Here is a 23,882-nt window from a genome sequence, read left to right as displayed (position 1 = left end):
GCGCACTGTGGCCGCCCGTGTGAATCTGGTCGAGGCCCGATCAAGGGCCTGACCCCCCACCCACTACGGGAGTGAACCCACATGGGTATGAAGGACCAGTTCCAGGACAAGGCGCAGCGGATGCAGGAGCAGGCCAAGCAGCGCGGCCAGCAGGGCCGCGAGCAGGGCCACGAGCAGGGCCACGAGCGTGGCCGGCCGGACCAGCAGCGCGGTCAGCAGGGCCGTGAGCGCATGCGTGACGAGGAGACGGAGCGCCTCCGGCAGGAGGAGCAGGACCGCTTCGACCAGGACTACGACGTGTAGCCACGCTCGGCCCCGGCCGACCGGAATGGGGTGCCCTGTGGTGTCGGGGCGCCCCATTCGCCGGTTCTGCGCGGCTCCGGAGTCCCGCGGGCGGCTGCCGGCGCCCTCAAGTGCCGGTCCGCGGCGGCAGCTTCGGGCGTGAGCGGTCCGGGACGTCGCTGTAGTCCGGGGGCGTGGCCGGGGGATTGGACTCCAGCAGGTCGAGGGCGAGTCGGACCGCGTCGTCCATCTGTGCGTGCCGGCCCTCGGCCCAGTCCAGCGGGGTGCGCAGGATATCCAGGTCCGGTGCGACGCCCTTGTTCTCCACGCCCCAGCCGTAGGCGTCGAACCAGGCCGCGTTCATCGGGACGGTGATCACCGTGCCGTCGCCCAGGCGGTGGCGGCCGGTCATGCCGACGACTCCGCCCCAGGTGCGCTGGCCGATCACCGGGCCGAGGCCGAGGAGTTTGAAGGCCGCGGTGATCATGTCGCCGTCGGAGGACGTCGCCTCGTCGGCGAGGGCGACCACCGGCCCCCTCGGGGCGTTGGAGGCGTACGACACCGGCTGGGCGTTGCGGGTGAGGTCCCAGCCGAGGATCCTGCGCGTCAGCTTCTCCACCACCAGCTCGCTGATGTGGCCGCCCGCGTTGCCGCGCACGTCGACGATCAGGGCGGGCCGCGACATCTCCATCCGCAGGTCCCGGTTGAACTGGGCCCAGCCGGAGCCGCCCATGTCGGGGATGTGCAGATAGCCGCAGCGGCCGCCGCTCAACTCCCGTACCACCGCCCGGCGTTTGGCCACCCAGTCCTGGTAGCGCAGCGGCCGTTCGTCGATGAGCGGGACGACGGCCACCCGGCGCGCGCGGCCGGTGGCGTCCTCCGCGGGACGGAACGTCAGCTCCACCGTCGTGCCGCCCGATCCGGCCAGCAGCGGGTAGGGGCCCGTCACCGGGTCCACCGGACGCCCGTCGACGTGGGTGAGCACGGCGCCCGCCCTGATGCCCGTGCCCGCGAGCGGCGAGCGCGCCTTGGAGTCCGAGGAGTCGCCCGGCAGGATCCGCCTGACCACCCAGCCCTCGTCCCGGCGTACGAAGTTGGCGCCGAGGAGGCCCTGCCAGCGCTGGTAGTGCGGCGGGCCCTCGTTGCGTCGGGCGGCGGTGACGTAGGCGTGGGAGGTGCCCAGTTCGCCGAGCACTTCGCGCAGCAGGTCGGCGAAGTCGTCCGGGGACGCGACCCGTTCGACCAGCGGACGGTACTGGTCGAGGATCGCCGCCCAGTCCACACCGCCCATCCCCGGCTCCCAGAAGTAGGCGCGGATGAGACGGCCGGCCTCCTCGTACGACTGGCGCCACTCGGCGGCCGGGTCGACCTCGTGCAGGATGCGGCGCGCGTCGATCCAGACCGTCGTGTCGCCGTCGCCCGACTCGGTGGCGGGGGTGGCCCGCAGGTCGCCCTCGTCGACCACGACCAGCCGGCTGCCGTCGCCGCTGACCGCGAACCAGTCCAGGTGGTCGACGAGTTCGGACTTCTTCGCCTTGCTGATGCTGAAGTGCTCCAGGGTCGGCCGGCCGGTGGTGTCGTCGGGGTTGGCGAAGGTCTCGCCGAGCGCGCCCGAGATCGGCCAGCGCAGCCAGACCAGCCCGCCGCCCGCGACCGGGTGCAGCGCCGAGTACTTGGAGGCGGTGACCGGGAAGGGGGTGACCCGGCTCTCCAGACCCTCGGCCTCGACGGTCACCGTGCCGTCCCCGCCGCCCTCGTCCTGCACCGGGTCCAGGCCACCGGCGGCCGGGCGGCCCTCCGGGTTCAGGGCGAAGGGGGAGGGGGTGGCCGAGTTCAGCGGCACCAGGTAGGGGCGGCAGCCCAGCGGGAAGGAGAGGTCGCCGGTGTGGACGTCGTAGACGGGGTCGAAGCCGCGCCAGGACAGGAAGGCGAGGTAGCGGCCGTCCCGGGTGAACACCGGGTTCTCGTCCTCGAAGCGGCCGTCGGTGACGTCGACGACCGGCCGCTCGCCGGAGCCGGAGATCCGGGCCATCTTGATCTGCCTGAGCGACCTGCCGACCCCCGGGTGCGACCAGGTCAGCCAGGCACCGTCCGGCGAGAACGCGAGGTCGCGCACCGGGCCGTTGACCGACCGGATCAGCTCGGTCACCTCACCGTCCGCTTCCTGTGCCGCCCCGGTGACGGCGGCCGGGTCCCGCTCCGGGGTGACGGCCGGGTCCGGGTTCCGGGTGGCGGCCGGGTCCGGGTGCCGGGTGGCGGCTGTGCCCTCGTCCTCGTGCCCGGTAGCGGCCGGGGCAGCGGCAGCGTCCTGGGCCTCGGCAGCGGCCTCGGCAGCGGCAGTGTCCGGGTCCCGGGCGACGGTCGTGTCCGGGTCCGCGTCCCCGGTGACGGTCGTGTCCGGGTCTGCGTCCCCGCTGGCGGACGAGTCCGGGTCCGCGTCCTCGACGGCCGCCGGGTCCGCGTCCCCGGTGGCGGCCGGGTCGGCGGACACGGTGATCAGCAGCAGCCGTCCGTCGTGGGAGGCGATCGCGAGGCGCCTGCCCTCCGGGTCGGAGGCCAGTTCCAGGACCCGGCCGAGCTTGCCGGAGGCCAGCCGGCGCGGCTCGCGGTGGCCCGTGGCCCGCGGCAGATGGGCGATCTCGATCGCGTCCTCGCCCTCCGCGTCGGTCACGTACGCGACCTGGCCCGAGGAGCCGAGCATCTCCGGCAGCCGGACCCGTACGCCCGGGGTGTCGGTGATGGTGCGGGCCGGGCCGTCGCGGTGGGTGAGCCAGTACAGGCTGCCGCGGACGACGACGGCGCTCGCCCGGCCCGTCTCGTCCACCGAGACGCCGTCCACGTGCTGGGCGGCCGGTACCTGGTACGTCCGCCTTCCCGCGCGCGGCCCGCTGAGGCGTACGTCCAGCCGGCGCGGCTCGGAGTCGGCCGCGAGGTCGTCCACGATCCACAGGTCGCCGGCGCACTGGTACACCACACGGCTGCCGTCGCTGGAGGCGTGGCGGGCGTAGAAGGCGTCGTGGTCGGTGTGCCGGCGCAGGTCGGAGCCGTCGTGGGCGCAGGAGTAGAGGTTGCCGATGCCCTCGTGGTCGGAGAGGAAGGCGAGCCGGCCGCCGACGTACATGGGGGAGGACAGATGGCCCTCCAGGTCGGCCAGCAGGCGCTCGCCGTGCAGCCACAGGCGGCCCATGGCACCGCCCCGGTAGCGCTTCCAGGAGGCCGGTTCATGCGGCGGGGTGCCGGTGAGCAGGAGCGTTCTGCGCTCCCCGCCGATGTCGGCGACCTGGATGTCGGAGACCGGGCCCCAGGGCAGCTTGCGGCCGGGGGCGCCGTCGAGGGAGACCTTGTAGGCCCAGGTGAAGTAGGAGAAGGGCTCGCCGTGGGAGGTGACGGCGAGGATGGTGCCGCCGCCCTCCGGGCCGCCGGGGGTCCAGCCGCACACCCGCGTGTCCGGCGATCCCCAGTACGTGAGCTGCCGGCCCGGCCCGCCCTCGACGGGCACCAGGTGGATCTCGGGATCCAGGCTCCACCAGCTCGTGTACGCGATGTGGCTGCCGTCCGGCGAGAAGCGGGGGTGACCGATCTTCGTACGGTCGACGGTCAGGCGCCAGGCGCGGCCCGGTCCGTCGAGGGGGGACAGCCAGAGGTCGTCCTCGGCCACGAAGCACAACAGGTCACCGCTCAGGTGCGGCAGGCGCAGATAGCTCACCTCCCCATGCTTTTCCGCCGGATGGGGCCGGGCAACTCGTGTGACGGGTTCTTGTCCTTGTTTCTTCTGAGCCGTATCTTCCGGACCCCTCTCGCACGGGCCCTTCGCGCACGTGAGACACCACACGTACGAAACTGTTTCGTTTCGCTACCTTTGGGGGTATCTTCGAGGCAGTAGGACCATGACACACCCGAGCCGGAAGGTTGAGCGGCATGACTGAGGTCGCGACGACGCGTCGCAGTCGGATCACGCCCGAGCGAGAGGCCGAGCTGTACGCGGCCGTGCTCGACCTGCTCAGGGAGGTCGGCTACGACGCCCTCACCATGGACGCCGTGGCGGCCCGCACCCGCTCCAGCAAGGCGACGCTCTACCGCCAGTGGGGCGGCAAGGCCGAGCTGGTCGCGAAGGCGGTGCGGCACGAGAAGCCGGGCGGTTTCGCCGGCATCGACACCGGCTCGCTCAAGGGCGACCTGCACGCCCTCACGCTGCGCTCGGACGACTGCCAGATGGAGCAGAACTCCGCGCTGATGCGGGGCCTGGCGATGGCGGTGCACGGCAACCCGGATCTGCTGAAGGCGTTCAAGGAGCACCTGATCGAGCCCGAGATGGCGGAGTTCCGCAGCATGCTCCAACGGGCGGTCGACCGGGGCGAGGTCCGTGCCGACAACCCGGCGATCGACTTCGTGATGCACATGATGATCGGCGGGTTCGCCGCGCGCAGCCTGATCGACGAGCAGCCGCCCACGCAGGAGTTCCTGCTGTCGTACATCGACGCCGTGGTGCTTCCCGCCCTCGGCGCCTGAACTGCGGAAGCGGGAGCCGCCGAGGGGCCCGGACCCGGATCCGGACGGGGAGCGGGGACCGGCGGGGGCCCCGCGCGCTCGCCCGGCGTACGGGCCGGCGGCCGTAACCCGGTCGCCCGTGCCGTACGCGGACCGCTAGCGTGCCCCGCATGACGAGCGCCGACGCCTTCGACAGTTCCGGAGCCCATCCCCGTTTCGCCGCCGCCCTGCGAGAGCTGGGGCTCGACGAACTGCACAGCCGCATCCGGCGCTTCCCGGACGCGACCCGTACCGCCGTGGAGGCCGCCGCCGCGGTCGGCTGCGAGCTGAGTGAGATCTGCAAGTCGCTGATCTTCGCGGCGGACGGGGTTCCGGTGCTGGTGCTGATGGACGGGGCCTCGCGGGTGGACGTCGAGCGGGTGCGCGAGGAGCTCGGCGCGCAGAAGGTGACGCGGGCCAAGGCGGAGGTCGTCCGGGAGACGACCGGGTACGCCATCGGCGGCGTGCCGCCCTTCGGGCACCGTACGAGGACGCGGGTCCTCGCGGACCGTTCGCTGCTGGAGCACGACGTCGTGTGGGCCGCCGCGGGCAACCCGCACGCCGTGTTCCCCATGGAACCCAAGGACCTGGTCGCCCACGCCGGTGCCGCCCTCGTGGACGTGCGTGAGCGCACCTCGTGACCCCGCTGGTCGCCACGGCCGTCCTGTTCGCCGCGGTCACACACGCCGGCTGGAACGCCATCGCCCACCGGATCACCGACAAGCTGGTGGGGTTCACGCTGATCGCCGGCGGCGGCATGCTCATCGGGCTGCTGCTGGTGCCGTTCGCGCCGTTCCCGGCCTCCGGTGCCTGGCCCTGCCTCGGCGCCTCCGCCGTCATCCACCTCGCGTACTACGTCCTGCTGATGCGCTCCTTCCGGCTCGGTGACTTCGGGCAGGCGTACCCGATCGCCCGCGGCACCGCGCCGCTCGTGGTCACGCTCCTCGCCGCCCTGTTCGCCCACGAGGTGCCGGACGGCTGGGCGGCCGCGGGGATCGCCCTCTCCTGCGCGGGGCTGACCGGCGTGGCCGTATGGGGGCTGCGCGGGCGCCGACCGGACCGGGCGGCGGTCGGCGCGGCCCTCGCCACCGGCCTGACCATCGCCGGCTACACGGTCGTGGACGGCCTGGGCGTACGCGCCTCCGGCTCCTCTCTCGGCTACGTCGCCTGGCTGATGGCCCTGGAGGGGATCGCGCTCCCGGCGTACGCACTGCACCGGTGGCGCGGCGAACTCATCGCAGTCCTCCGCCCGTTCGCGGTCCACGGCCTGCTCGGCGCCGCCCTGTCCGTACTCGCGTACGGCCTCGTCCTGTGGGCCCAGACCAGAGCGGAACTGGCGCCGGTGGCGGCCCTGCGCGAATCCTCGATCATCGTCGGCGCCGCCATCGGCGCCGTCTTCTTCAAGGAGCGGTTCGGGGCGCCGAGGGTCGCGGCGGCGGGGCTGCTGGTCGCCGGGATCGGGCTGATGCTGCATGCCGGGTAGGCGCCGCGGCCCGGCGAGAGGCACCCTGGAAGCAGGTCTTCCGGAGGTGATCGTCATGATGCACACCGCAGTGGGATGGCATGTCGAACTGGAATTCCAGGAGGACGACCAGCACACCAGGGCGGTCGCGATGGTGCGTCTGTCCGACGGGAGCGAGATACGGGCCCACGGTCACGCGAGCCGGCACAGCTCCGACGCGAATCAGCCGAGGGTGGGCGAGGAGATCGCCGGCGCACGGGCGCTCAACGAACTCGCGATGCAGCTGCTGACCAAGGCGCACGGGGAGATCGACTCGGCGTCGGGACGGTCCTCGCACTCGATCAACGTGTGAACCGGCATCTGTGCACGGACGTCCGAACCGACGTGTGAACAGGCACCCGAATCGGCGTCTGGACCGGCGTCTGGGCCGGCGTCTGTATCGGCGTCCGGAGCGCGCCCGTGCCTGCCGGGCTCACGCCGATCGGACGACGTCCCGTACCGCCCGTACCAGCGCCTGCGCCCGCGGGTCCGCCGTCACGCTCTTGCGGAAGCCGTTCGTGACGTAGCCGAAGGCGATGCCCGAGGCGGGGTCCGCGAAGCCCAGGGAGCCGCCGCGGCCCGGGTGGCCGAAGGAGGTGGGGGAGAGCAGGGGGGACGCCGCTCCGTGCAGCATGTACCCGAGACCGAAGCGGGTGTTCACGACGAGCACGCGGTCCGGTCCGGCGCTGCGTTCGCCGCGGGCCAGCTCGGCCGTCTCCGGTGTGAACAGCCGTGTGCCGCCGTCCACTTCGCCGATCAGGGAGGCGTAGAAACGGGCCAGGCCCTCGGCCGTGGCGACGCCGTTGGAGGCGGGGAGGGCGGCGGCGCGGTAGCCGGGGTCGTTCTCGTCGGGCAGCGGGGTGATCGCGGCGAAGGCGCGGCAGGTCAGGGACGCCGGGTCCGCGTAGGCCTCGGCGACCGCGCGCTTGGGGCGGGTCTTCAGGCCGTGCGGGTCCGCGGGCGGCTCCACCCCGCCCACCCGGCCCGCGCGCGCCGCCTCGGCCGCGGGCAGTCCCAGCCACAGGTCCGCCCCGGCCGGCCCGGCGATCTCGTCGGCGATCCACGCGCCGATCCCGCGGCCGGTGACCCGCCGCACCAGCTCGCCCGTCAGCCAGCTGTACGTCTGCGCGTGGTACCCGTGGTCGGTACCCGGCTCCCACGCCGGTGCCTGCGCGGCGACGGCCTCGGCGCCGAGGCGGGGATCGGCGGCCTGCGCGGGCGTCAGCGGACGGTCGAGGGCGGGGACGCCCGCGCGGTGCGCGAGCAGGTGCCAGACACGCGTCCGCTCCTTTCCCGCCGCCTTGAACTCCGGCCAGTACTCGCCCACCGGCGCGTCCAGGTCCAGCTCCCCGCGCTGCCGGAGCAGCAGGAGCGCGGCGGCGGCCACGCCCTTGGTCGCCGAGCGCACGATCTGGGCGGTGTCCCGGTCCCAGGGCTCGGCGCCGCCTGTGCCGTCCGCGCCGCCGGCCCCGTCTGCGTCGCCCGCGCCGTCCGCGCCGTCTGCGCCGTCTGCGCCATCCACGTTCTTCGTGCCGGCCCACAGGTCGACGACCTTGTGCCCGTCGCGGTAGACGGCGACGGCCGCGCCCCGGTCGCCCAGCCTCTCGAAGTTACGGGCGAACGCCTCCCGGACCGGCTCGAAGCCCTCGGCCACCGCACCGTTCACGTCCACGCGTACTTCCCTCCGGCTCACCTGCGACTGTGGGGGCAACATCCGCACACGGCCTGCGATTCCCCGGTGTCCAGCCTGCCCATGCCGACCTGCGTGAGCGCCCGCGCCAGCGAGTCAGGCGCAGGAGCGAGAAGTCCGTGATCGGGCCGTGCATGTGAGATACGCCGCTGTCAACAGGCGTGATCGGGAAAATATGGGACATTGGGAGGGGGTGGACGGACAGCTTCCACAGGGATCACGCAGCGTGAGAGGGCCGTCACGATGTCTGTAGTCGAACAGTACGCACGAGCCCACATCGTCACGGACGCGGTCGCACCCGAGGACGAGGCCGTCCCCGTCGTCCTGCGCTACGACCCCGAGGCCGACCCGCGCTCGGTGCGCATCGGCCTTCCCGGGACGCACGAGTGGACGTTCTCGCGCTCGCTCCTCGAGCAGGGCCTGCGCGCCCCGGCCGGCGCGGGAGACGTCCGGGTCTGGCCGTGCGGGCGGGTGCAGGCGGTGCTCGAACTCCACTCGGCGCAGGGTGTCTCGGTGGTACAGCTCGAGAGCAGGACGCTGCTGCGGTTCCTGCGCCGCACCTACACGGCCACGGCGCCGGTCAGCCGCTGATCAGCCGCCCATCTTCAGCAGCGCCGCCACCATCGGCCCGGCGGTGTCGCCGCCGTGGCCGCCCGCCTGGACCACGCCCGACGCGGCGAGGTCGCCGCAGTACGCGGTGAACCAGCCGTTCGGCTTCTGCTGCCCGTCCACCTCGGCCGAGCCGGTCTTGGCGCCGCAGCCCGAGCCCAGGCCCGCCATCGCCTTGGCCGCCGTACCGTACGAGGCCGTGTAGGACATGACGTCCTTCAGCTCGGCCTGCGTCCTCGACGACATCGTGCGCGCGGCCTTCGCCAGCGTGCGGTGGTCCACCGACGGGGAGACCAGGTACGGCTGGTGGAAGGTGCCGGACGCCACCGTCGACGACACCGACGCCATGTTCAGCGGGTTCATGCGCACCCCGCCCTGCCCGATGAGCGAGGCGCCCATCTGCGCGCCGCTCTGCACCGGGACCGAGCCGTCGAAGGAGGGGACGCCGATGGCCCAGTTGTTCAGGCCGAGGCCGTAGACCTGCTGGGCCTCCTTGGTCAGGTCGCTGTCGGACAGCTTCGGCGCGAAGTCGATGAAGGCGTTGTTGCAGGAGGCGCCGAAGCTCAGCTTGAACGTGCCCTTCTTGATCTCCGAGCCGGCGTCGTTGTGGAACGTCCAGCCCGCGAGCTTGTACGTCTTGGGGCAGGGGTGCGAGACGTTCGGGTGGACCAGGTCCTTCTCGAAGAGCATCGTCGACGTCACGATCTTCATCGTGGAGCCGGGCGCCAGGGAGCCCTGGAAGCCGACGTTGAAGCCGTGGCCGTGGTTGGCCACGGCCAGGATCTCGCCCGTCGAGGGCCGCATCACGACGACCGACGACTTCGCCTGGGCGGCGACCTGCCGCTCCGCCGCCGCCTGCAGGGACGGGCTCAGGGTCGTCTCGACCTTGCCCGGCGTGCCCTCGCTGAGGGTCAGCAGCGTCTTGTCGGAGAGCTTGGCCTTGGCGGACTCCTTGCCGCGCACCACGCGCAGCTCGACGCCCGCCCTGCCGCCGGCGATCTTGCCGTACTTCTCGCGCAGCCCGTCCAGCACCGGGCCGAGCGAGGGGTACTTGGCCGTCGTCAGCTCGCCGCCGGCCCGGTCGTAGGCCTTGATCGGCGGGGTGCCCGACGCGCCGGTGACCAGGGTGTCCCCGTCCTTGAGGTCGGGGTGCACGACGGCGGGGTGCCAGTCGACCCGCGGGGCGCCGGTCGCCTTGTCGCGCACGACCGTCAGCGAACTGCCGTACGCGAGCGGCTTGGTGGTGCCCTTGTACGACACCGTGCCCTTGACGGAGAAGGGGACCTTGTCGCCGGTGGGTGTGCCCTCGGTGAGCGTGACGCCCGTGATGTGGGCGTCCTTGGTGTAGCCGGTCAGCAGGGCGGTGGCCGCCGGCGCGTCGTTCGTGACCGCGGCGGCCCTGGTCACCGCGCCCTGCTGCCAGGCCGTGAGGAAGCCCCGTGCGGCCGTGTCGACCTCGGTCGCGGACAGCGGACCGGTCTTGACGGCCTTGTGGCCGGACGCGGACGTCGACGTCCTGTCGTCCGCCGCCGCTCCCTTGCCGTACAGGGCATAGGCGCCGAAGCCGGCGCCGACGACCACCACGGCGATCATCCCGCCGACCACGGCGGGTTTGGTCTTCCGTCGCTCGACGACGCGCCTTCTGTTGCCCACTGCCTTCGATCCTCCGCGAATCCCCAGGGTCCCCGTTGCCCTCGTGCATTCATTCCAACGACGGCCCCTACCCTAGAGTCCCGTCCTCATCGGGTGACTTCAGCCGCCACTCCGTAGCACAGCTGCGACAATCGGGCCCGCCGCGTCGATGCCGTGGCCGCCGTCCTGGGTCATGGCCGCGGCCGCCACGTCGTCGCGGTACCCCGCGAACCAGCTGTTGGACTTCGACTGGCCGTCGACCTCGGCGGAGCCCGTCTTCGCGCCGATGCTGCCGCCGAGGCCCGCCATCACGCCGGCCGCGGTGCCGCTGGTCGCGGTGCGGTTCATCATCGCGCGCAGCTGGGCGACCGTGCTCGCGGGGAGGCCCCGGGCGGTGGCGATCTCCCGGTCGTCGAGCTTCGGGGAGACGACGACCGGCTGGCGGAAGCGGCCCGTCATCGCTGTCGCCGTGACCGACGCCATGTTCAGCGGGCTCATCTGGACCTGGCCCTGGCCGATCAGGTTGGCCGCCGTGTCCGGGCCGCCGGAGGCCGGGACCGAGCCGTCGAAGGACGGGATGCCGGTCTTCCAGTTGTCCCGGCCCAGGCCGAAGCGGTTCTCGGCCTCCCGGGTGAGGGAGTCCACCTCGACCTCGTCGGCGTACTTCACGAAGGCCGTGTTGCAGGAGCGGGCGAAGCTCTCGGAGAGGGTGGCCTTCTCGTTCGGGGCCATGCCCGTGAGGTTGTGGAAGGTCTGGCTCTGCCACACCGCCTTGTTCGGGCAGGGGGCCGGGCCGTTCATGCTGGTGATGCCGTCGTCGATGAGCGTGGCGGCGCTGATGATCTTCATGGTGGAGCCGGGCGCCAGCTTGCCCAGGAAGGCCGCGTTGAAGCCGTCGTCGCGGTGGTTGGCGACCGCCAGCACCTCCCCGGTGCTCGGCTGCACGGCCACCACGGACGACTCGGCGTACTTCTTCACCGCCCGCTCGGCCGCCGCCTGCGCGTGCGCGCTGAGCGTGGTCCGCAGCCTGCCCGGCCTGCCCTCGGCGAGCGTCAGGAGGGTGGTGTCGGCCGAGTCCTCCGCGGCGTGCCGGACGGCGAGCTCGACGCCCGGGCTGCCGCCCGCGTCGTGGCCGTACCTGGCCCGCAGCTCGTCCAGGATCGGGCCGAGCGAGGGGTACTCGTCCTTGGTCAGGACGGCGCCGCCGCGGTCCACGGCCTCGATCTCGGGGTTCGCCGACTCCCCGGTGACCAGGGTGTCGCCCTTCCGCAGCCGTGGGTGGACGACGGACGGCCGCCAGTCGACCAGGGCCCGGCCGGTGGTCCTCCCGCGCACCACCGTCAGCTCGCTCCTGTACGTCAGCGGCTTGGACCTGCCGTCGTACGACACCGTCGCCCTGACCGTGAACGGGACCGTCGCGCCGCGCGCGGTGCCCGGGGTGATGTGCACGCCGGTGATGTGCGCGTCCTCGCCGTATGCGGTCAGCAGCGGTTCGGCGGCGGCGTCGTTGTTCGTGTACGTCGCCGCCTGGGCGGGCTGTCCCTTCTCCCAGGCCGCGAAGAACTTCCCGGAGGTCTCCTTGACCTCGCTGCCGCTCGGCGGCCCGGTCCGCACCGAGCCCCCGCTCGCCCCCGGCCCGCCGGTGTCGGCGTTCAGCGCGGAGACGATGTTGTAGCCGCCGTAGCCGGCTCCCCCGACCATCACGGCGAAGACGCCGCCGATGACGGCGGCCTTTGCCCCCTTGCCCATGAAATGGGCCCCCTCCCCGTTCCCCAGTGGTGTGCGGGATGCTTTCTGAACGTGTTCAAGAAACATCCCGCACCGCACCCTACGCGGTGCGGGTGACGCGTGGGGAGGGTGTTCCCCGATCGTTAGCGCCGGGCCGCCGCTACACCCACGTATCCAGCCACATCCGCGAGCGCCACTGGTCGATCGGGATCGCGGTGCCGGTGTACAGGGGCCAGAAGAAGATGAAGTTCCAGGCGATCAGCAGGACCAGGACGCCCGCGCCGGTCGCTCCCGCCACGCGGCGGGTGTCGCTGGAGCCGGGCGGGCCGATGATCGCGCCGAGGAGCATCGCCACCGCCAGGCACAGGAACGGCAGGAAGACGATGGCGTAGAAGTAGAAGATCGTCCGTTCCTGGTAGTGGAACCACGGGAGGTAGCCGGCCGCGATGCCGCAGGCGATCGCGCCCGCGCGCCAGTCCCGGCGGAAGAACCAGCGCCACAGGATGTACAGGACCGCGAAGCAGGCCACCCACCACAGCAGCGGCGTGCCGATCGCCAGGACCTCGCGGGCGCACTTCCCGCCCGCGTCGGCGGGGCAGCCGTCCGTGCCGGGCGAGGGGGACTCGTAGAAGTACGACACCGGGCGGCCGTCGATCAGCCAGCTCCACGGGTTGGACATGTACGTGTGCGGCGAGGACAGGCCGACGTGGAACTTGTAGACCTCGTACTCGTAGTGCCACAGGCTGCGCCACCAGTCCGGGAACAGCCAGGTCCAGTGACCGCCCCTGCCGTCGGTGGCGGCCCAGTTGCGGAAGTAGCCGCCGGAGCCGTCCGTGGGGGAGAGGATCCAGCCGATCCAGGAGAGCAGGTAGGTGGCGATGGCCACCGGCACCGTCGCCAGGACCGTGATGCCCGTGTCCCGCTTGAGGACCGTGCTGTACGGGTGCCGCGCGCCGGCCACCCTGCGCGAGCCGACGTCCCACAGGACCGCCATCACGCAGAAGGCGGCCAGGATGTACAGGCCGTTCCACTTGGTGCCGGTGGCGAGGCCGAGCATCAGGCCGGCCGCCCAGCGCCAGGGGCGCCATCCCAGGCGGGTGTGCTCCGCGGTGTGGGCGTCCGGGCGGACCCTTCCGTCCGCGTCGGCCGGCAGCGCGGCGGCGAGTTTCTCCCGGACCCGGTCGCGGTCGATGACCAGGCACCCGAACGCGGCCAGCACGAAGAACGTCAGCACGCCGTCGAGCAGCGAGGTGCGGGCCATCACGAAGGCCAGCCCGTCCACCGCCATCAGCGCGCCCGCGAGGCAGCCGAGGAAGGTCGAGCGGAAGATGCGTCGCCCGATGCGGCACAGCATCAGCACCGACAGCGTGCCGAGCAGCGCGGTCATGAACCGCCAGCCGAACGGGTCGAAGCCGAACATCAGCTCGCCGAGCCCGATGACGTACTTGCCGACCGGCGGATGCACGACGTACGAGGCGTCGGACGGGATCGTCACGTGCCCGTGCGTCTGCAGGATCAGGTCGTTGGCGTTCTTGTCCCAGTTGACCTCGAAGCCGCGGTGGACGAGCGCCCAGGCGTCCTTGGCGTAGTACGTCTCGTCGAATATCACCGCCTTCGGGCTGCCCAGGTGCCAGAACCGCATCACGCCCGCCATCAGCGTGACCAGCAGCGGACCGCCCCAGCCCGACCAGCGCGCGATCCGCTCGGCGAGCGCCGGCGGCACTCCGAGGACCTGCCACACCCGCGGGCCCGGCCGGACGTACGGCGGCACCAGACGCTCCCGTACGTCGCTGCTGGGCCCGGTCGTGTGGCCGAAGCGGCGCAGCCGCTGCTGCCACGACGGCCGCTGGTCTCGCGGGGCCTGGCCTTGCCGGGTGTCCGGGGAGGACGCGGTACTGGTCACCGCGCCATCGTAGGGAACCGTGCTGTGTGAGTCCCGTGCATGGGCGGTAACGGGCCGGTACGCGTCCGGCCGGGGGCCCCACCCGGGGGTGCCGGGCGGGCGGGTCCTGCGAGGATGGGGGCGTGACTGGAACCCTTGTCCTGGCGGGCACCCCCATCGGCGACGTCGCGGACGCTCCGCCCCGGCTGGCCGAGGAGCTGGCCGGGGCCGACGTGGTCGCGGCCGAGGACACCCGGCGGCTGCGGCGGCTGACGCACGCCCTCGGGGTGACGCCCAAGGGGCGGATCGTGTCGTACTTCGAGGGCAACGAGTCGGCCCGTACGCCCGAACTGGTCGGGGAACTCGTGAACGGTGCTCGCGTGCTGCTCGTCACGGACGCCGGGATGCCCTCGGTGTCCGACCCCGGCTACCGGCTGGTCGCCGCCGCCGTCGAGCAGGACGTCCGGGTCACCGCCGTGCCCGGCCCGTCCGCCGTGCTCACCGCGCTGGCGCTGTCCGGGCTGCCCGTGGACCGGTTCTGCTTCGAGGGGTTCCCGCCGCGCAAGGCGGGGGAGCGGCTGACCCGGCTGCGGGAGGCCGCGGGGGAGCGGCGCACCCTGGTCTACTTCGAGGCCCCGCACCGGCTCGGCGACACCCTCGCCGCGATGGCCGAGGCGTTCGGGGCCGAGCGGCGCGCCGCCGTCTGCCGGGAGCTGACCAAGACGTACGAGGAGGTCAGGCGCGGCACCCTGGCCGAGCTGGCGGAGTGGGCGGCCGAGGGCGTGCGCGGCGAGATCACCGTGGTCGTCGAGGGGGCGCCCGAGACCGGGCCCGAGGAGCTGGACGCCGCCGAACTGGTGCGCCGGGTGCGGGTGCGGGAGGAGGCAGGGGAGCGGCGCAAGGAGGCGATCGCGGCCGTCGCGGCGGCGGCGGGACTGCCGAAACGTGAGGTGTTCGACGCGGTTGTGGCCGCGAAGAACGCCGCTTCCTGAAGTGGCGCCTGAGCAGTCGGCAACTTGCGTCACACCCCCTCTGAGCAGGGCGCATCTCCGCTGAGCGAGCGCCCCACGCGCAGGCAAAGGGCTGTCGCGGAAAGCAAAGCCCCCGCCGCCCCGCCGGGGCCGGTATGGCAAGGAAGGCCCAAATCGCCTCCAACAGTCGACAGGCCTGATGCATTCGCCGCGGCAGAAGCGTCCACTGGTTGAAGGGGACGTATCGGTCCCTTTGTCCAGCGGACAAGAGGAGCTGGCATGAGCGAGATCGCAGGGCACACCGGCCTCCGCGGCGCGGCCACCGCTGTCGTCCACGAGTCGTATTCCTTCGCCTGCATGCACTGCGGGCACGGCTGGGAGCAGTCGTACGAGATAGAGCACCACATGGACGCCGACGGCCACGAGTTCGTGATGTACGTGGCGGGCGGGCAGGTCGTCCCGTCCCCGCTGACCAGGCCGACGTGCCACAACTGCGACAGTCACGTGCTGCGGATCATGCGCCCCGGGCGGGTCTCCTCGGCCCGGGAGGCGGTGCACCGGTACCACGAGGTGCCCGCGGCCGGGCCCGTCGGGGCACCGCGGCCGGGGACCGGGAGCGCCGGGGACAGCGAGGCTTCCGGGGACTCCGCGCACCGCGAGCGCGGCCGTCACCACTGGCACCTGTCCGACCTCCTGCACCCCTTCCGGCGCAGGGCGAGCTGACGGCTGCGGGCGGCGGGGCGGGCATGCCCCCTTCCGTAGGATCGGGGCATGCCTTCGAACACCTCCGGCCCCCGTGAGAAGACCGTCGAGAAGAGCGAGCCGCCGCTCCCGGAACCCCTCCGGGTGGCCGTCGCCGACTCCCACACCCATCTCGACATGCAGTCCGGCACGGTGGAGGAAGGGCTCGCGAAGGCCGCCTCGGTGGGCGTGACGACGGTCGTGCAGGTCGGCTGCGACGTGCGCGGCTCGCGATGGGCCGCCGAGACGGCGGAGCGGTACGACGCCGTCCGGGCGACCGTCGCGCTGCACCCCAACGAGGCGCCGCGCATCGTGCACGGGGACCCCGACGGGTGGTCGCGGCAGGGGGCGCGCGAGCCGGGCGGCACGGCGGCGCTCGAGGAGGCGCTCGCGGAGATCGAGCGCCTGGCCGCGCTCCCGCAGGTCAAGGGCGTCGGCGAGACCGGCCTGGACTTCTTCCGCACCGGGCCCGGGGGCAAGGAGGCGCAGGAGTCCTCCTTCCGCGCCCACATCGAGATCGCCAAGCGGCACGGCAAGGCCCTGGTCATCCACGACCGCGACGCCCACGACGACGTGATGCGCGTGCTCAAGGAGGAGGGCGCGCCCGAGCGGACGGTGTTCCACTGCTACTCCGGCGACGCGGAGATGGCGCGGGTGTGCGCCCGCGCCGGATACTTCATGTCCTTCGCCGGCAACGTCACCTTCAAGAACGCCCAGAACCTGCGGGACGCGCTGGCCGTGGCGCCGCTGGAGCTGGTCCTGGTGGAGACCGACGCGCCCTTCCTGACGCCGGCGCCGTACCGCGGACGGCCCAACGCCCCGTATCTCATTCCGGTCACGGTGCGCGCCATGGCGGCCGTACGCGGCATCGGCGAGGACGCGCTGGCGACAGCCCTCGCGGCGAACACGGCGCGCGCCTTCGACTACTGAGGGTGGATGATTCATAACCCTCGGATAACACCGACGGATCGTCATCCCGGGCCCTACCGCCACTCTGTGTAGTGACATGGCTTTGGAGAGTGACCCGGGCTCCGCTAGGTTCTGATGGCCCGATCCGGACCCTTCTGGACCCCTACGGCCCCTGGAGCGTGTCGGCGTGAGCAGGTCGCAGTACGAGGTGTACGAGGTGTACGAGACGTACGAGGCGCACGGGCCGGACCCGGCGTACCGGCCGCCGGAGTACGGCGGATTCGACGTGCACAGCGCGCAGACGCTGGCGTACGGAATGCCCGGCGCCCACCAGGACACCTACCGGCCCGCCCACGCGGTCCCCCGGCCCGCCGACGCCCCCGAGGCACCCGGGGCACCCGAGCCCGCCGGGCGGACCGCGGCGGGGCGGAGGGGCGCGCGGCGGCGCAAGGCGCGCTACGGCGAGCGCCCGGACGGCACGGTGCGCCGGCTGCTGCCGCAGGCACTGGTCGTCGCCTTCCTGGCCGGCGGCACCACCGCCTTCGTCGCCAAGGACAAGGCGGTCGAGCTGAACGTCGACGGCAGGCCGCGCACCCTGCACACCTTCGCCGACGACGTCACCGAACTGCTCGCGCAGGAGAACGTCGACGTCGGGGCGCACGACGTGGTCGCGCCCGCCCCCGGCACGAAGCTCGCCAGCGGTGACGAGGTCAGCGTGCACTTCGGCCGTCCCGTACGGCTCACCCTCGACGGGCACCGGCACGAGGTGTGGACGACGGCGCACACGGTGCGGGAGGCGCTGGAGCAGTTCGGGGTGCGCGCGGAGGGCGCGTACCTGTCCAGTTCGCGCTCCATGCCCATCGGACGCCACGGGCTCACCCTCGACGTGCGCACCGAGCGCTCCGTGACGGTCATGGCCGACGGCCGCGCCCGCACGGTCCGCACCAACGCGGCGACCGTGGGGGAGGTCGTGGAGGAGGCCGGGGTCACCCTGCACGGCCAGGACACCACCTCCGTCCCGGCGGACAGCTTCCCGCGCGACGGGCAGACCGTCACCGTGCTGCGGATCAGGGGCACCAAGGAGGTCCGCGAGGAGGCGATCCCGTTCAAGGTGCGGCGCACCGAGGACCCCTCGCTGTTCAGGGGCACGGAGGTCGTCGAGCGCGCGGGGCAGCCGGGGCTGCGGCGGGTCACCTACTCCCTGCGCATCGTCAACGGCGTGCGGCAGAAGCCCCGCAGGACCGGTGCGGAGGTGGTGCGCGAGCCGCGGCCCGAGGTCGTGAGGGTGGGCACCAAGGCGATGCCGACCTCCGTGCACGGCGCCGACGGCCTCAACTGGCGGGGCCTCGCGGCCTGCGAGTCGGGCGGCCGGCCGGACGCCGTCGACCCCTCGGGGACCTACGGCGGCCTGTACCAGCTCGACTCCCGGACCTGGCACGGCCTCGGCGGCAGCGGGCGGCCGCAGGACGCCTCGGAAGAGGAGCAGACGCTGCGCGCGAAGAAGCTGTACGTGCGCCGCGGGGCGAACCCCTGGCCGCACTGCGGGGCGCGGCTGCACGGGTGAGCGGCGGCCCGGGCGCGCCGCCGGCAGCGCCGTCGCCGCCTTCCGCCCGCCACCTCCGGCGCGGGCCCGGGCACCGCCCCGTACCCTTGTCGCCGTGAGCACCAGCCCCGTCCCCGACGCCCTCCTGGGCCCCGCCGACGTCCGCGAACTCGCGGCGGCCCTCGGTGTCCGGCCGACCAAGCAGCGCGGTCAGAACTTCGTGATCGACGCGAACACCGTCCGGCGGATCGTACGCACCGCCGACGTCCGGCCGGACGACGTGGTGGTGGAGGTCGGACCGGGGCTCGGCTCCCTGACGCTGGCGCTGCTGGAGGCCGCCGGCCGGGTCACCGCGGTGGAGATCGACGACGTCCTGGCCGCCGCGCTGCCCGCCACCGTCGCGGCCCGGACGCCGGAGCGCGCGGACCGTTTCGCGCTCGTGCACCGCGACGCGATGGACGTCACCGAACTGCCCGGCCCCGCCCCGACCGCCCTGGTCGCGAACCTCCCCTACAACGTCGCCGTGCCCGTCCTGCTGCACATGCTCGAGACCTTCCCGAGCATCGAGCGCACCCTCGTCATGGTCCAGTCGGAGGTCGCCGACCGCCTCGCCGCCGCGCCCGGCTCGAAGGTGTACGGCGTCCCGTCCGTGAAGGCCAACTGGTACGCCGAGGTCAAGCGGGCGGGCGCCATCGGACGCACCGTCTTCTGGCCCGCGCCGAACGTCGACAGCGGTCTCGTCTCGCTCGTGCGCAGGTCCGAACCGGTCGCCACCACCGCCTCGCGGCGCGAGGTGTTCGCCGTCGTCGACGCCGCGTTCGCCCAGCGGCGCAAGACGCTGCGGGCCGCGCTCGCCGGATGGGCCGGCTCGGCCGCCGCGGCGGAGGCGGCCCTCGTGGCCGCCGGGGTGTCGCCGCAGGCGCGCGGGGAGGACCTGACGGTCGAGGAGTTCGCCCGCATCGCGGAGCACGCAGAGCACAAGGAGCAGGGTCACAAGTGAGCGTCACCGTCCGCGTCCCCGCCAAGGTCAACGTCCAGCTCGCGGTGGGCGCAGCCCGCCCCGACGGCTTCCACGACCTGGCCAACGTCTTCCTCGCGGTCGGCCTCCACGACGAGGTCACCGCGACGCCCGCCGACGCGCTGCGCGTCACCTGCGAGGGGCCGGACGCCGGGGAGGTGCCCCTGGACACCACCAACCTGGCGGCCCGCGCGGCCCTCGCGCTCGCCGGGCGGCGCGGCATCGAGCCGAACGTGCACCTGCACATCGCCAAGGACATCCCGGTCGCGGGCGGCATGGCCGGCGGCAGCGCGGACGGCGCGGGCGCGCTGCTGGCCTGCGACACGCTCTGGCAGACGGGCGCCTCCCGGGCCGAACTGCTCTCCATCTGCGCCGAGCTGGGCAGCGACGTGCCCTTCGCCCTGGTCGGCGGGGCGGCCCTGGGCACCGGGCGGGGCGAGAAGCTGCGGGTGCTCGAGGTCGGCGGCACCTTCCACTGGGTCTTCGCGATGGCCGGCCGCGGGCTGTCGACCCCGGCCGTCTTCCGCGAGTTCGACCGGCTGGCGGAGGGGCTGGAGATCCACGGACCCGTCGCCTCCGAGGAGATCGCCGAGGCCCTCGCCAAGGGCGACCCGGAGGCGCTCGCCGCGGCCGTCTCCAACGACCTCCAGCCCGCCGCCCTCTCCCTCTTCCCCGGCCTCGCCGACACCCTCGCGGCCGGCCGCGCCGCCGGCGCCCTCGCCGGCCTCGTCTCCGGCTCCGGACCCACCACGGCCTTCCTCGCCCGGGACGCGGAGTCGGCGGAGAGGGTGGCGCGGGCGCTGACGGCGTCCGGCACCTGCCGGACGGTGCGCACGGCGCCGGCTCCCGCACCGGGCGCGACGGTGCTGGGCGCGCCGGTCACGGGCGGCTGACCCCGGGGCGCGGGGCCCGCCGCCGGCCCACCCGTTGCCGTACCCGTGAGAGGCGGTGCCCGCGGCCGACTACCCTGGAGGGTCGATCGATCCCCGGGGCAGGAGAGTCATGGCCGTCAATCTGGTCAATGTCGAGAACGTCAGCAAGGTGTACGGCACCCGTGCCCTCCTCGACGGCGTCTCCCTCGGCGTCTCCGAAGGCGACCGGATCGGCGTCGTGGGGCGCAACGGCGACGGCAAGACGACCCTCATCCGGATGCTCGCCAAGCTGGAGGAGGCCGACACGGGGCGGGTCACCCACTCCGGCGGACTGCGCGCGGGCGTGCTCACGCAGCACGACTCCCTCGACCCCGGGGCCACCGTCCGCCACGAGGTCATCCGGGACCTGGCCGACCACGAGTGGGCGGGCAACGCCAAGATCCGCGACGTGCTCACCGGCCTGTTCGGCGGCCTCGACCTGCCGGGCTTCCCGCAGGGCCTGGACACCGTCATCGGACCGCTCTCCGGCGGCGAGCGGCGCCGTATCGCCCTCGCCAAGCTGCTCATCGAGGAGCAGGACCTGCTCGTCCTCGACGAGCCCACCAACCACCTCGACGTCGAGGGCATCGCCTGGCTCGCCCGGCACCTGCGCGAGCGGCGCTCCGCGCTCGTGTGCGTGACCCACGACCGGTGGTTCCTCGACCAGGTCTGCACGCGCATGTGGGACGTGCAGCGCGGTGCCGTCTACGAGTACGAGGGCGGCTACTCCGACTACGTCTTCGCCCGCGCCGAGCGCGAGCGGATCGCCGCCACCGAGGAGACCAAGCGGCAGAACCTGGTCCGCAAGGAGCTCGCCTGGCTGCGCCGCGGAGCCCCCGCCCGTACGTCCAAGCCCCGCTTCCGCGTCGAGGCGGCCAACGAGCTCATCAAGGACGTACCGCCGCCCCGGGACAGCAGCGAGCTGATGCGGTTCGCCTCCTCGCGGCTGGGCAAGACCGTCTTCGACCTGGAGGACGTCACCGTCCAGGCCGGCCCCAAGGTGCTGCTCAAGCACGTCACCTGGCAGCTCGGGCCCGGCGACCGGATCGGCCTCGTCGGGGTCAACGGCGCCGGCAAGACCTCCCTGCTGCGGGCCATGGCGGACGCCGCCCGCAGCGAGGGCGAGGTACAGCCCGCCGGCGGGCGGGTCGCCGTCGGCAGGACGGTCAGGCTCGCCTACCTCTCCCAGGAGGTCGCCGAGCTCAGCCCGCAGCTGCGGGTCCTGGAGGCCGTCCAGCAGGTCCGCGAGCGCGTGGACCTCGGCAAGGGCCGGGAGATGACCGCCGGGCAGCTCTGCGAGACGTTCGGCTTCAGCAAGGAGAAGCAGTGGACGCCCGTCGGGGACCTCTCCGGCGGTGAGCGGCGCCGGCTGCAGCTGCTGCGGCTGCTCATGGACGAGCCCAACGTCCTCTTCCTCGACGAGCCCACCAACGACCTCGACATCGAGACCCTGACCCAGCTCGAGGACGTCCTCGACGGCTGGCCCGGCTCGATGATCGTCATCTCCCACGACCGGTTCTTCGTCGAGCGCACCACCGACCGGGTGTTCGCCCTGCTCGGCGACGCCACCCTGCGGATGCTGCCGCGCGGCATCGACGAATACCTGGAGCGCCGCCGGAAGATGGAGGAGGCGGCGGCCGCCTCCGCCCCGCAGGCCCCCCAGAAGGCCGCGCCCGAGAAGAGCGCCGCCGACCAGCGCGCCGCCAAGAAGGAGCTGCAGAAGATCGAGCGGCAGCTCGACAGGATCTCCGAGCGGGAGGCGAAGCTGCACACGCGCATCGCCGAGAACGCCACCGACTTCGCGAAGGTCGCCGAACTGGACGCGGAGCTGCGCGGCCTGACGGGCGAACGGGAGGAACTGGAGCTGCGGTGGCTGGAACTGGCCGAGGACGCGTGAAGGGTGCGTGAAGGCGCATAACAGGGGCGTCACGGGCCGGTCCTCCCTTGGGAACAGGGGGTGAGACGGCCCGGTGCGGTGTCGGTACCGAGTGATAGAAAGAGCCGTCTGAGAACTTTCTGAGTGCGACTCTGGGTCATCACGTACCTCAGGGCGTGGCTAAAAATCAGTGAACGAGGGGGAGACGCGCTGATGACTCAGCCGCCCAGCCAGCCGCCGCGGCCGGAGCCGCAGGGCGGTTTCGGAGCTCCGCAGACTCCACCGCCGCCGCAGGGTCCGCCACCGCCGCAGGGCCCGCCCCAGACGCCGCCGCCCCCGCAGTCCCCGCCGCCCGGCGCCCCCCAGCCCGGCTACGGCTACCCGCAGGTACCGCAGCAGCCCGGCCCGTACTCCCCGCCGCCCGGCCCGTACGGGCAGCCCGGCCCCTATGCCCAGCCCGGTCCCTACGGCGGGCCGGCCGGTCCCTACGCGCAGCCCGGCCCGTACGGCCCGCAGCCCCCTCACGGCTATCCGCAGCCGCAGTTCCCCGGCGCGCCCGGCACCCCGCCGCCCGGCTCCGGCTCCAGGAACCCGTTCAAGGGCAGGCCCGCTCTCGCCATCGGCGCGGCGGTCGCCGCACTGGTCGTCATCGGCGGCACTGTCTTCGCCCTGACCAGCGGTGGTGGCGGCGACGGCAAGAAGCCGGTGGTCGCCCGCAAGAGCGACGACCCGAAGCCCTCCGCCAGTGTCCCGGTCAACCCCGGTGACGGCAGCGGCGACGGCGGCGCGGACCCCGAGGACCTCAACTCCGGCCGCCGGCCGGGCGAGGCGAAGGTGCTCTGGTACAAGGAGGCGCCGGACGCGCCCGGTTCGGGTGCCGACGCCCCCGGCATGTGGATCACCGACAAGACGGCGGTGAAGGCGGCGTACAAGGAAGTCGTCGCCTACGACGTCGGCAACGGCAACCCCGCCTGGGACCCGATCACCTTCCCGCAGAAGATCTGCGCCGTCACCCCGCGGCAGTCGTCCGACGGCAAGGTCGTGGTGGCGTACGAGAGCGGCACCAGCGACCGCGCGAAGTGCAACCAGCTCCAGCAGATCGACCTGGCCACCGGCAAGAAGGGCTGGAAGACGCAGCTCGGCGAGGGCGCGCTCTTCGACAGCACCATCACCGTCTCCCTGTCCGTCACCGGCGGGACGCTGATGGTGGGCCGCTCGCAGTCGGGAGTGGCGTACGACATCGACTCCGGCAAGAAGCTCTTCGACAAGCAGAAGTACGGCGACGCGTGCTTCCCGACGGCCTTCGCCGGCGGCAGCAGGCTGATCGCCGTGTCCTCCTGCGACGCCACCGGGTCGAAGGAGCACGACGAGATGCAGGAGCTCGACCCGAAGACCGGCAAGGCCAGGTGGACGCGGAAGTTCGCCAAGGGCTGGACGGTCGCGCGGACGTACTCGGTCGACCCGCTGGTGGTCTACAGCACGAACGAGGACAAGAAGGCGTGGAACATCTCCGCCTTCAACTCCAACGGCACCTTCAGGTCGCAGGTGAGCTTCGACGAGCACTTCGCCCCCCAGTGCGGCTGGGCGATCCTCCAGCGTGACCTCCAGGGCTGCAAGGGCGTGGCCTCCGACGCGAGCACCCTCTACCTGCCGACCGAGGCGACCACCGGCGCCAACGAGGTCGTCGCGATCAACCTCGCCACCGGCAAGGAGAAGTGGCGGGTGAAGTCCCCGGCGGACGAAACGATGCTGCCGATCAGGACGGAGGGCGGCAAGCTCATCGCCTACGTGGAGCCCTCGTACGACGCGGGCGGCGAGGTCGTGTCGATCGCGACCGGCGGTTCCGGCCACAAGCCGGTGAAGCTGCTGCAGAACCCTTCCGGCGCCGCGCAGGTCGAGAACGGCTTCTTCTCCAAGGACTTCGACTGGGTCGACGGGCGCTTCTACCTCTCGACCACCCGGCTGAACGGCAACGACGACACGAAGGAGAAGTTGATGCTCGCCTACGGCAAGTGACTCCTCCTTCGCCCGTGCCGTCCCCGCCGTTCCTCCCCGAGGTGCC

Annotated in this window: 19 protein-coding genes; 14 read left to right on the top strand and 5 right to left on the bottom strand. The window is 72.8% G+C overall.

Annotated elements, in window-relative coordinates:
* The first annotated feature begins 81 nt into the window (after positions 1-81).
* On the top strand, positions 82-303 hold the full coding sequence (locus tag ACJ9NR_RS16575) for a hypothetical protein (protein WP_412488332.1): 222 nt from the start codon (positions 82-84) through the stop codon (positions 301-303).
* Positions 304-409: 106 nt separating this feature from the next.
* Here the strand turns inward: ACJ9NR_RS16575 and ACJ9NR_RS16570 are convergent, their stop codons facing one another.
* Positions 410-3,988 (bottom strand): S41 family peptidase, encoded by a 3,579-nt coding sequence (locus ACJ9NR_RS16570; RefSeq protein WP_412488331.1) that lies wholly within the window; start codon positions 3,986-3,988, stop codon positions 410-412.
* Positions 3,989-4,200: 212 nt separating this feature from the next.
* On the opposite strand from ACJ9NR_RS16570, the gene ACJ9NR_RS16565 reads away from it, so the two are divergent.
* The 4 genes from ACJ9NR_RS16565 (at position 4,201) to ACJ9NR_RS16550 (ending at position 6,623) form a co-directional block, all read left to right on the top strand.
* The gene (locus tag ACJ9NR_RS16565; protein ID WP_412488330.1) at positions 4,201-4,791 is read left to right on the top strand and encodes a TetR/AcrR family transcriptional regulator; all 591 of its coding nucleotides are present in this window, start codon (positions 4,201-4,203) and stop codon (positions 4,789-4,791) included.
* 149 nt (positions 4,792-4,940) lie between these two features.
* Positions 4,941-5,450, top strand: coding sequence for a YbaK/EbsC family protein (locus ACJ9NR_RS16560; RefSeq protein WP_412488329.1), 510 nt, complete (start codon positions 4,941-4,943; stop codon positions 5,448-5,450).
* The gene (locus ACJ9NR_RS16555) at positions 5,447-6,292 is read left to right on the top strand and encodes an EamA family transporter (protein ID WP_412488328.1); all 846 of its coding nucleotides are present in this window, start codon (positions 5,447-5,449) and stop codon (positions 6,290-6,292) included. The genes ACJ9NR_RS16560 and ACJ9NR_RS16555 overlap by 4 nt, the downstream gene beginning before the upstream one ends.
* A 55-nt stretch (positions 6,293-6,347) precedes the next feature.
* A complete protein-coding gene (locus ACJ9NR_RS16550) occupies positions 6,348-6,623 on the top strand; it encodes a DUF1876 domain-containing protein (protein ID WP_412488327.1) in 276 nt (91 codons plus the stop codon).
* Positions 6,624-6,743: 120 nt separating this feature from the next.
* On the opposite strand, the gene ACJ9NR_RS16545 is transcribed toward ACJ9NR_RS16550, so the two are convergent.
* Positions 6,744-7,982, bottom strand: a complete 1,239-nt coding sequence (locus ACJ9NR_RS16545; protein ID WP_412488326.1) for a serine hydrolase domain-containing protein — start codon at positions 7,980-7,982, stop codon at positions 6,744-6,746.
* A 261-nt stretch (positions 7,983-8,243) separates the two neighbouring features.
* On the opposite strand from ACJ9NR_RS16545, the gene ACJ9NR_RS16540 reads away from it, so the two are divergent.
* Complete coding sequence (locus tag ACJ9NR_RS16540; RefSeq protein ID WP_412488325.1) at positions 8,244-8,591, top strand: SsgA family sporulation/cell division regulator; 348 nt, start codon at positions 8,244-8,246, stop codon at positions 8,589-8,591.
* On the opposite strand, the gene ACJ9NR_RS16535 is transcribed toward ACJ9NR_RS16540, so the two are convergent.
* The 3 genes from ACJ9NR_RS16535 to ACJ9NR_RS16525 all read right to left on the bottom strand — a co-directional run bounded on the left by ACJ9NR_RS16535 (position 8,592) and on the right by ACJ9NR_RS16525 (position 13,872).
* On the bottom strand, positions 8,592-10,262 hold the full coding sequence (locus ACJ9NR_RS16535; protein ID WP_412488324.1) for a penicillin-binding transpeptidase domain-containing protein: 1,671 nt from the start codon (positions 10,260-10,262) through the stop codon (positions 8,592-8,594).
* 99 nt (positions 10,263-10,361) lie between these two features.
* The gene (locus tag ACJ9NR_RS16530; RefSeq protein WP_412488323.1) at positions 10,362-11,990 is read right to left on the bottom strand and encodes a penicillin-binding transpeptidase domain-containing protein; all 1,629 of its coding nucleotides are present in this window, start codon (positions 11,988-11,990) and stop codon (positions 10,362-10,364) included.
* A 139-nt stretch (positions 11,991-12,129) separates the two neighbouring features.
* Positions 12,130-13,872 carry a dolichyl-phosphate-mannose--protein mannosyltransferase gene (locus ACJ9NR_RS16525; RefSeq protein WP_412488322.1) on the bottom strand — a complete coding sequence of 581 codons (1,743 nt, stop codon included), beginning with the start codon at positions 13,870-13,872 and terminating at the stop codon, positions 12,130-12,132.
* A gap of 122 nt (positions 13,873-13,994) precedes the next feature.
* Here ACJ9NR_RS16525 and rsmI point away from each other — a divergent pair, with 122 nt between their 5' ends.
* From rsmI to ACJ9NR_RS16485, 8 genes are all read left to right on the top strand, one after another.
* On the top strand, positions 13,995-14,843 hold the full coding sequence (gene rsmI, locus ACJ9NR_RS16520) for a 16S rRNA (cytidine(1402)-2'-O)-methyltransferase (protein WP_412488321.1): 849 nt from the start codon (positions 13,995-13,997) through the stop codon (positions 14,841-14,843).
* Between the two features lie 258 nt (positions 14,844-15,101).
* Complete coding sequence (locus ACJ9NR_RS16515; protein ID WP_412488320.1) at positions 15,102-15,545, top strand: hypothetical protein; 444 nt, start codon at positions 15,102-15,104, stop codon at positions 15,543-15,545.
* A 48-nt stretch (positions 15,546-15,593) separates the two neighbouring features.
* Positions 15,594-16,493: a TatD family hydrolase gene (locus ACJ9NR_RS16510; RefSeq protein ID WP_412488319.1), complete on the top strand. Its 900-nt coding sequence runs from the start codon at positions 15,594-15,596 to the stop codon at positions 16,491-16,493.
* Positions 16,494-16,659: 166 nt separating this feature from the next.
* Positions 16,660-18,036 (top strand): resuscitation-promoting factor, encoded by a 1,377-nt coding sequence (locus ACJ9NR_RS16505; protein ID WP_412488318.1) that lies wholly within the window; start codon positions 16,660-16,662, stop codon positions 18,034-18,036.
* A gap of 94 nt (positions 18,037-18,130) precedes the next feature.
* Positions 18,131-19,015: a 16S rRNA (adenine(1518)-N(6)/adenine(1519)-N(6))-dimethyltransferase RsmA gene (rsmA, locus tag ACJ9NR_RS16500; RefSeq protein WP_412488317.1), complete on the top strand. Its 885-nt coding sequence runs from the start codon at positions 18,131-18,133 to the stop codon at positions 19,013-19,015.
* Positions 19,012-19,926, top strand: coding sequence for a 4-(cytidine 5'-diphospho)-2-C-methyl-D-erythritol kinase (locus tag ACJ9NR_RS16495; protein WP_412488316.1), 915 nt, complete (start codon positions 19,012-19,014; stop codon positions 19,924-19,926). The genes rsmA and ACJ9NR_RS16495 overlap by 4 nt, the downstream gene beginning before the upstream one ends.
* A gap of 109 nt (positions 19,927-20,035) precedes the next feature.
* On the top strand, positions 20,036-21,841 hold the full coding sequence (locus ACJ9NR_RS16490) for an ABC-F family ATP-binding cassette domain-containing protein (RefSeq protein WP_412488315.1): 1,806 nt from the start codon (positions 20,036-20,038) through the stop codon (positions 21,839-21,841).
* A 192-nt stretch (positions 21,842-22,033) separates the two neighbouring features.
* Positions 22,034-23,836 (top strand): outer membrane protein assembly factor BamB family protein, encoded by a 1,803-nt coding sequence (locus ACJ9NR_RS16485; protein WP_412488314.1) that lies wholly within the window; start codon positions 22,034-22,036, stop codon positions 23,834-23,836.
* Positions 23,837-23,882 lie beyond the last annotated feature (46 nt).

Origin of the sequence: Streptomyces sediminimaris (assembly GCF_047049295.1) — a bacterium.
Taxonomy (GTDB): domain Bacteria; phylum Actinomycetota; class Actinomycetes; order Streptomycetales; family Streptomycetaceae; genus Streptomyces; species Streptomyces sediminimaris.
The sequence above is the reverse complement of the archived record's forward strand: the minus strand, read 5'-3'. Positions and strand labels throughout refer to the sequence as shown.

Bases quoted from the DNA above. Each gene is read 5' to 3' on its own strand.
- ACJ9NR_RS16575 (WP_412488332.1), top strand. From the start codon at position 82: ATGGGTATGAAGGACCAGTTCCAGGACAAGGCGCAGCGGATGCAGGAG.
- ACJ9NR_RS16565 (WP_412488330.1), top strand. From the start codon at position 4,201: ATGACTGAGGTCGCGACGACGCGTCGCAGTCGGATCACGCCCGAGCGA.
- ACJ9NR_RS16560 (WP_412488329.1), top strand. From the start codon at position 4,941: ATGACGAGCGCCGACGCCTTCGACAGTTCCGGAGCCCATCCCCGTTTC.
- ACJ9NR_RS16550 (WP_412488327.1), top strand. From the start codon at position 6,348: ATGATGCACACCGCAGTGGGATGGCATGTCGAACTGGAATTCCAGGAG.
- ACJ9NR_RS16540 (WP_412488325.1), top strand. From the start codon at position 8,244: ATGTCTGTAGTCGAACAGTACGCACGAGCCCACATCGTCACGGACGCG.
- ACJ9NR_RS16530 (WP_412488323.1), bottom strand. From the start codon at position 11,990: ATGGGCAAGGGGGCAAAGGCCGCCGTCATCGGCGGCGTCTTCGCCGTG.
- ACJ9NR_RS16515 (WP_412488320.1), top strand. From the start codon at position 15,102: ATGAGCGAGATCGCAGGGCACACCGGCCTCCGCGGCGCGGCCACCGCT.
- ACJ9NR_RS16510 (WP_412488319.1), top strand. From the start codon at position 15,594: ATGCCTTCGAACACCTCCGGCCCCCGTGAGAAGACCGTCGAGAAGAGC.
- ACJ9NR_RS16490 (WP_412488315.1), top strand. From the start codon at position 20,036: ATGGCCGTCAATCTGGTCAATGTCGAGAACGTCAGCAAGGTGTACGGC.
- ACJ9NR_RS16485 (WP_412488314.1), top strand. From the start codon at position 22,034: ATGACTCAGCCGCCCAGCCAGCCGCCGCGGCCGGAGCCGCAGGGCGGT.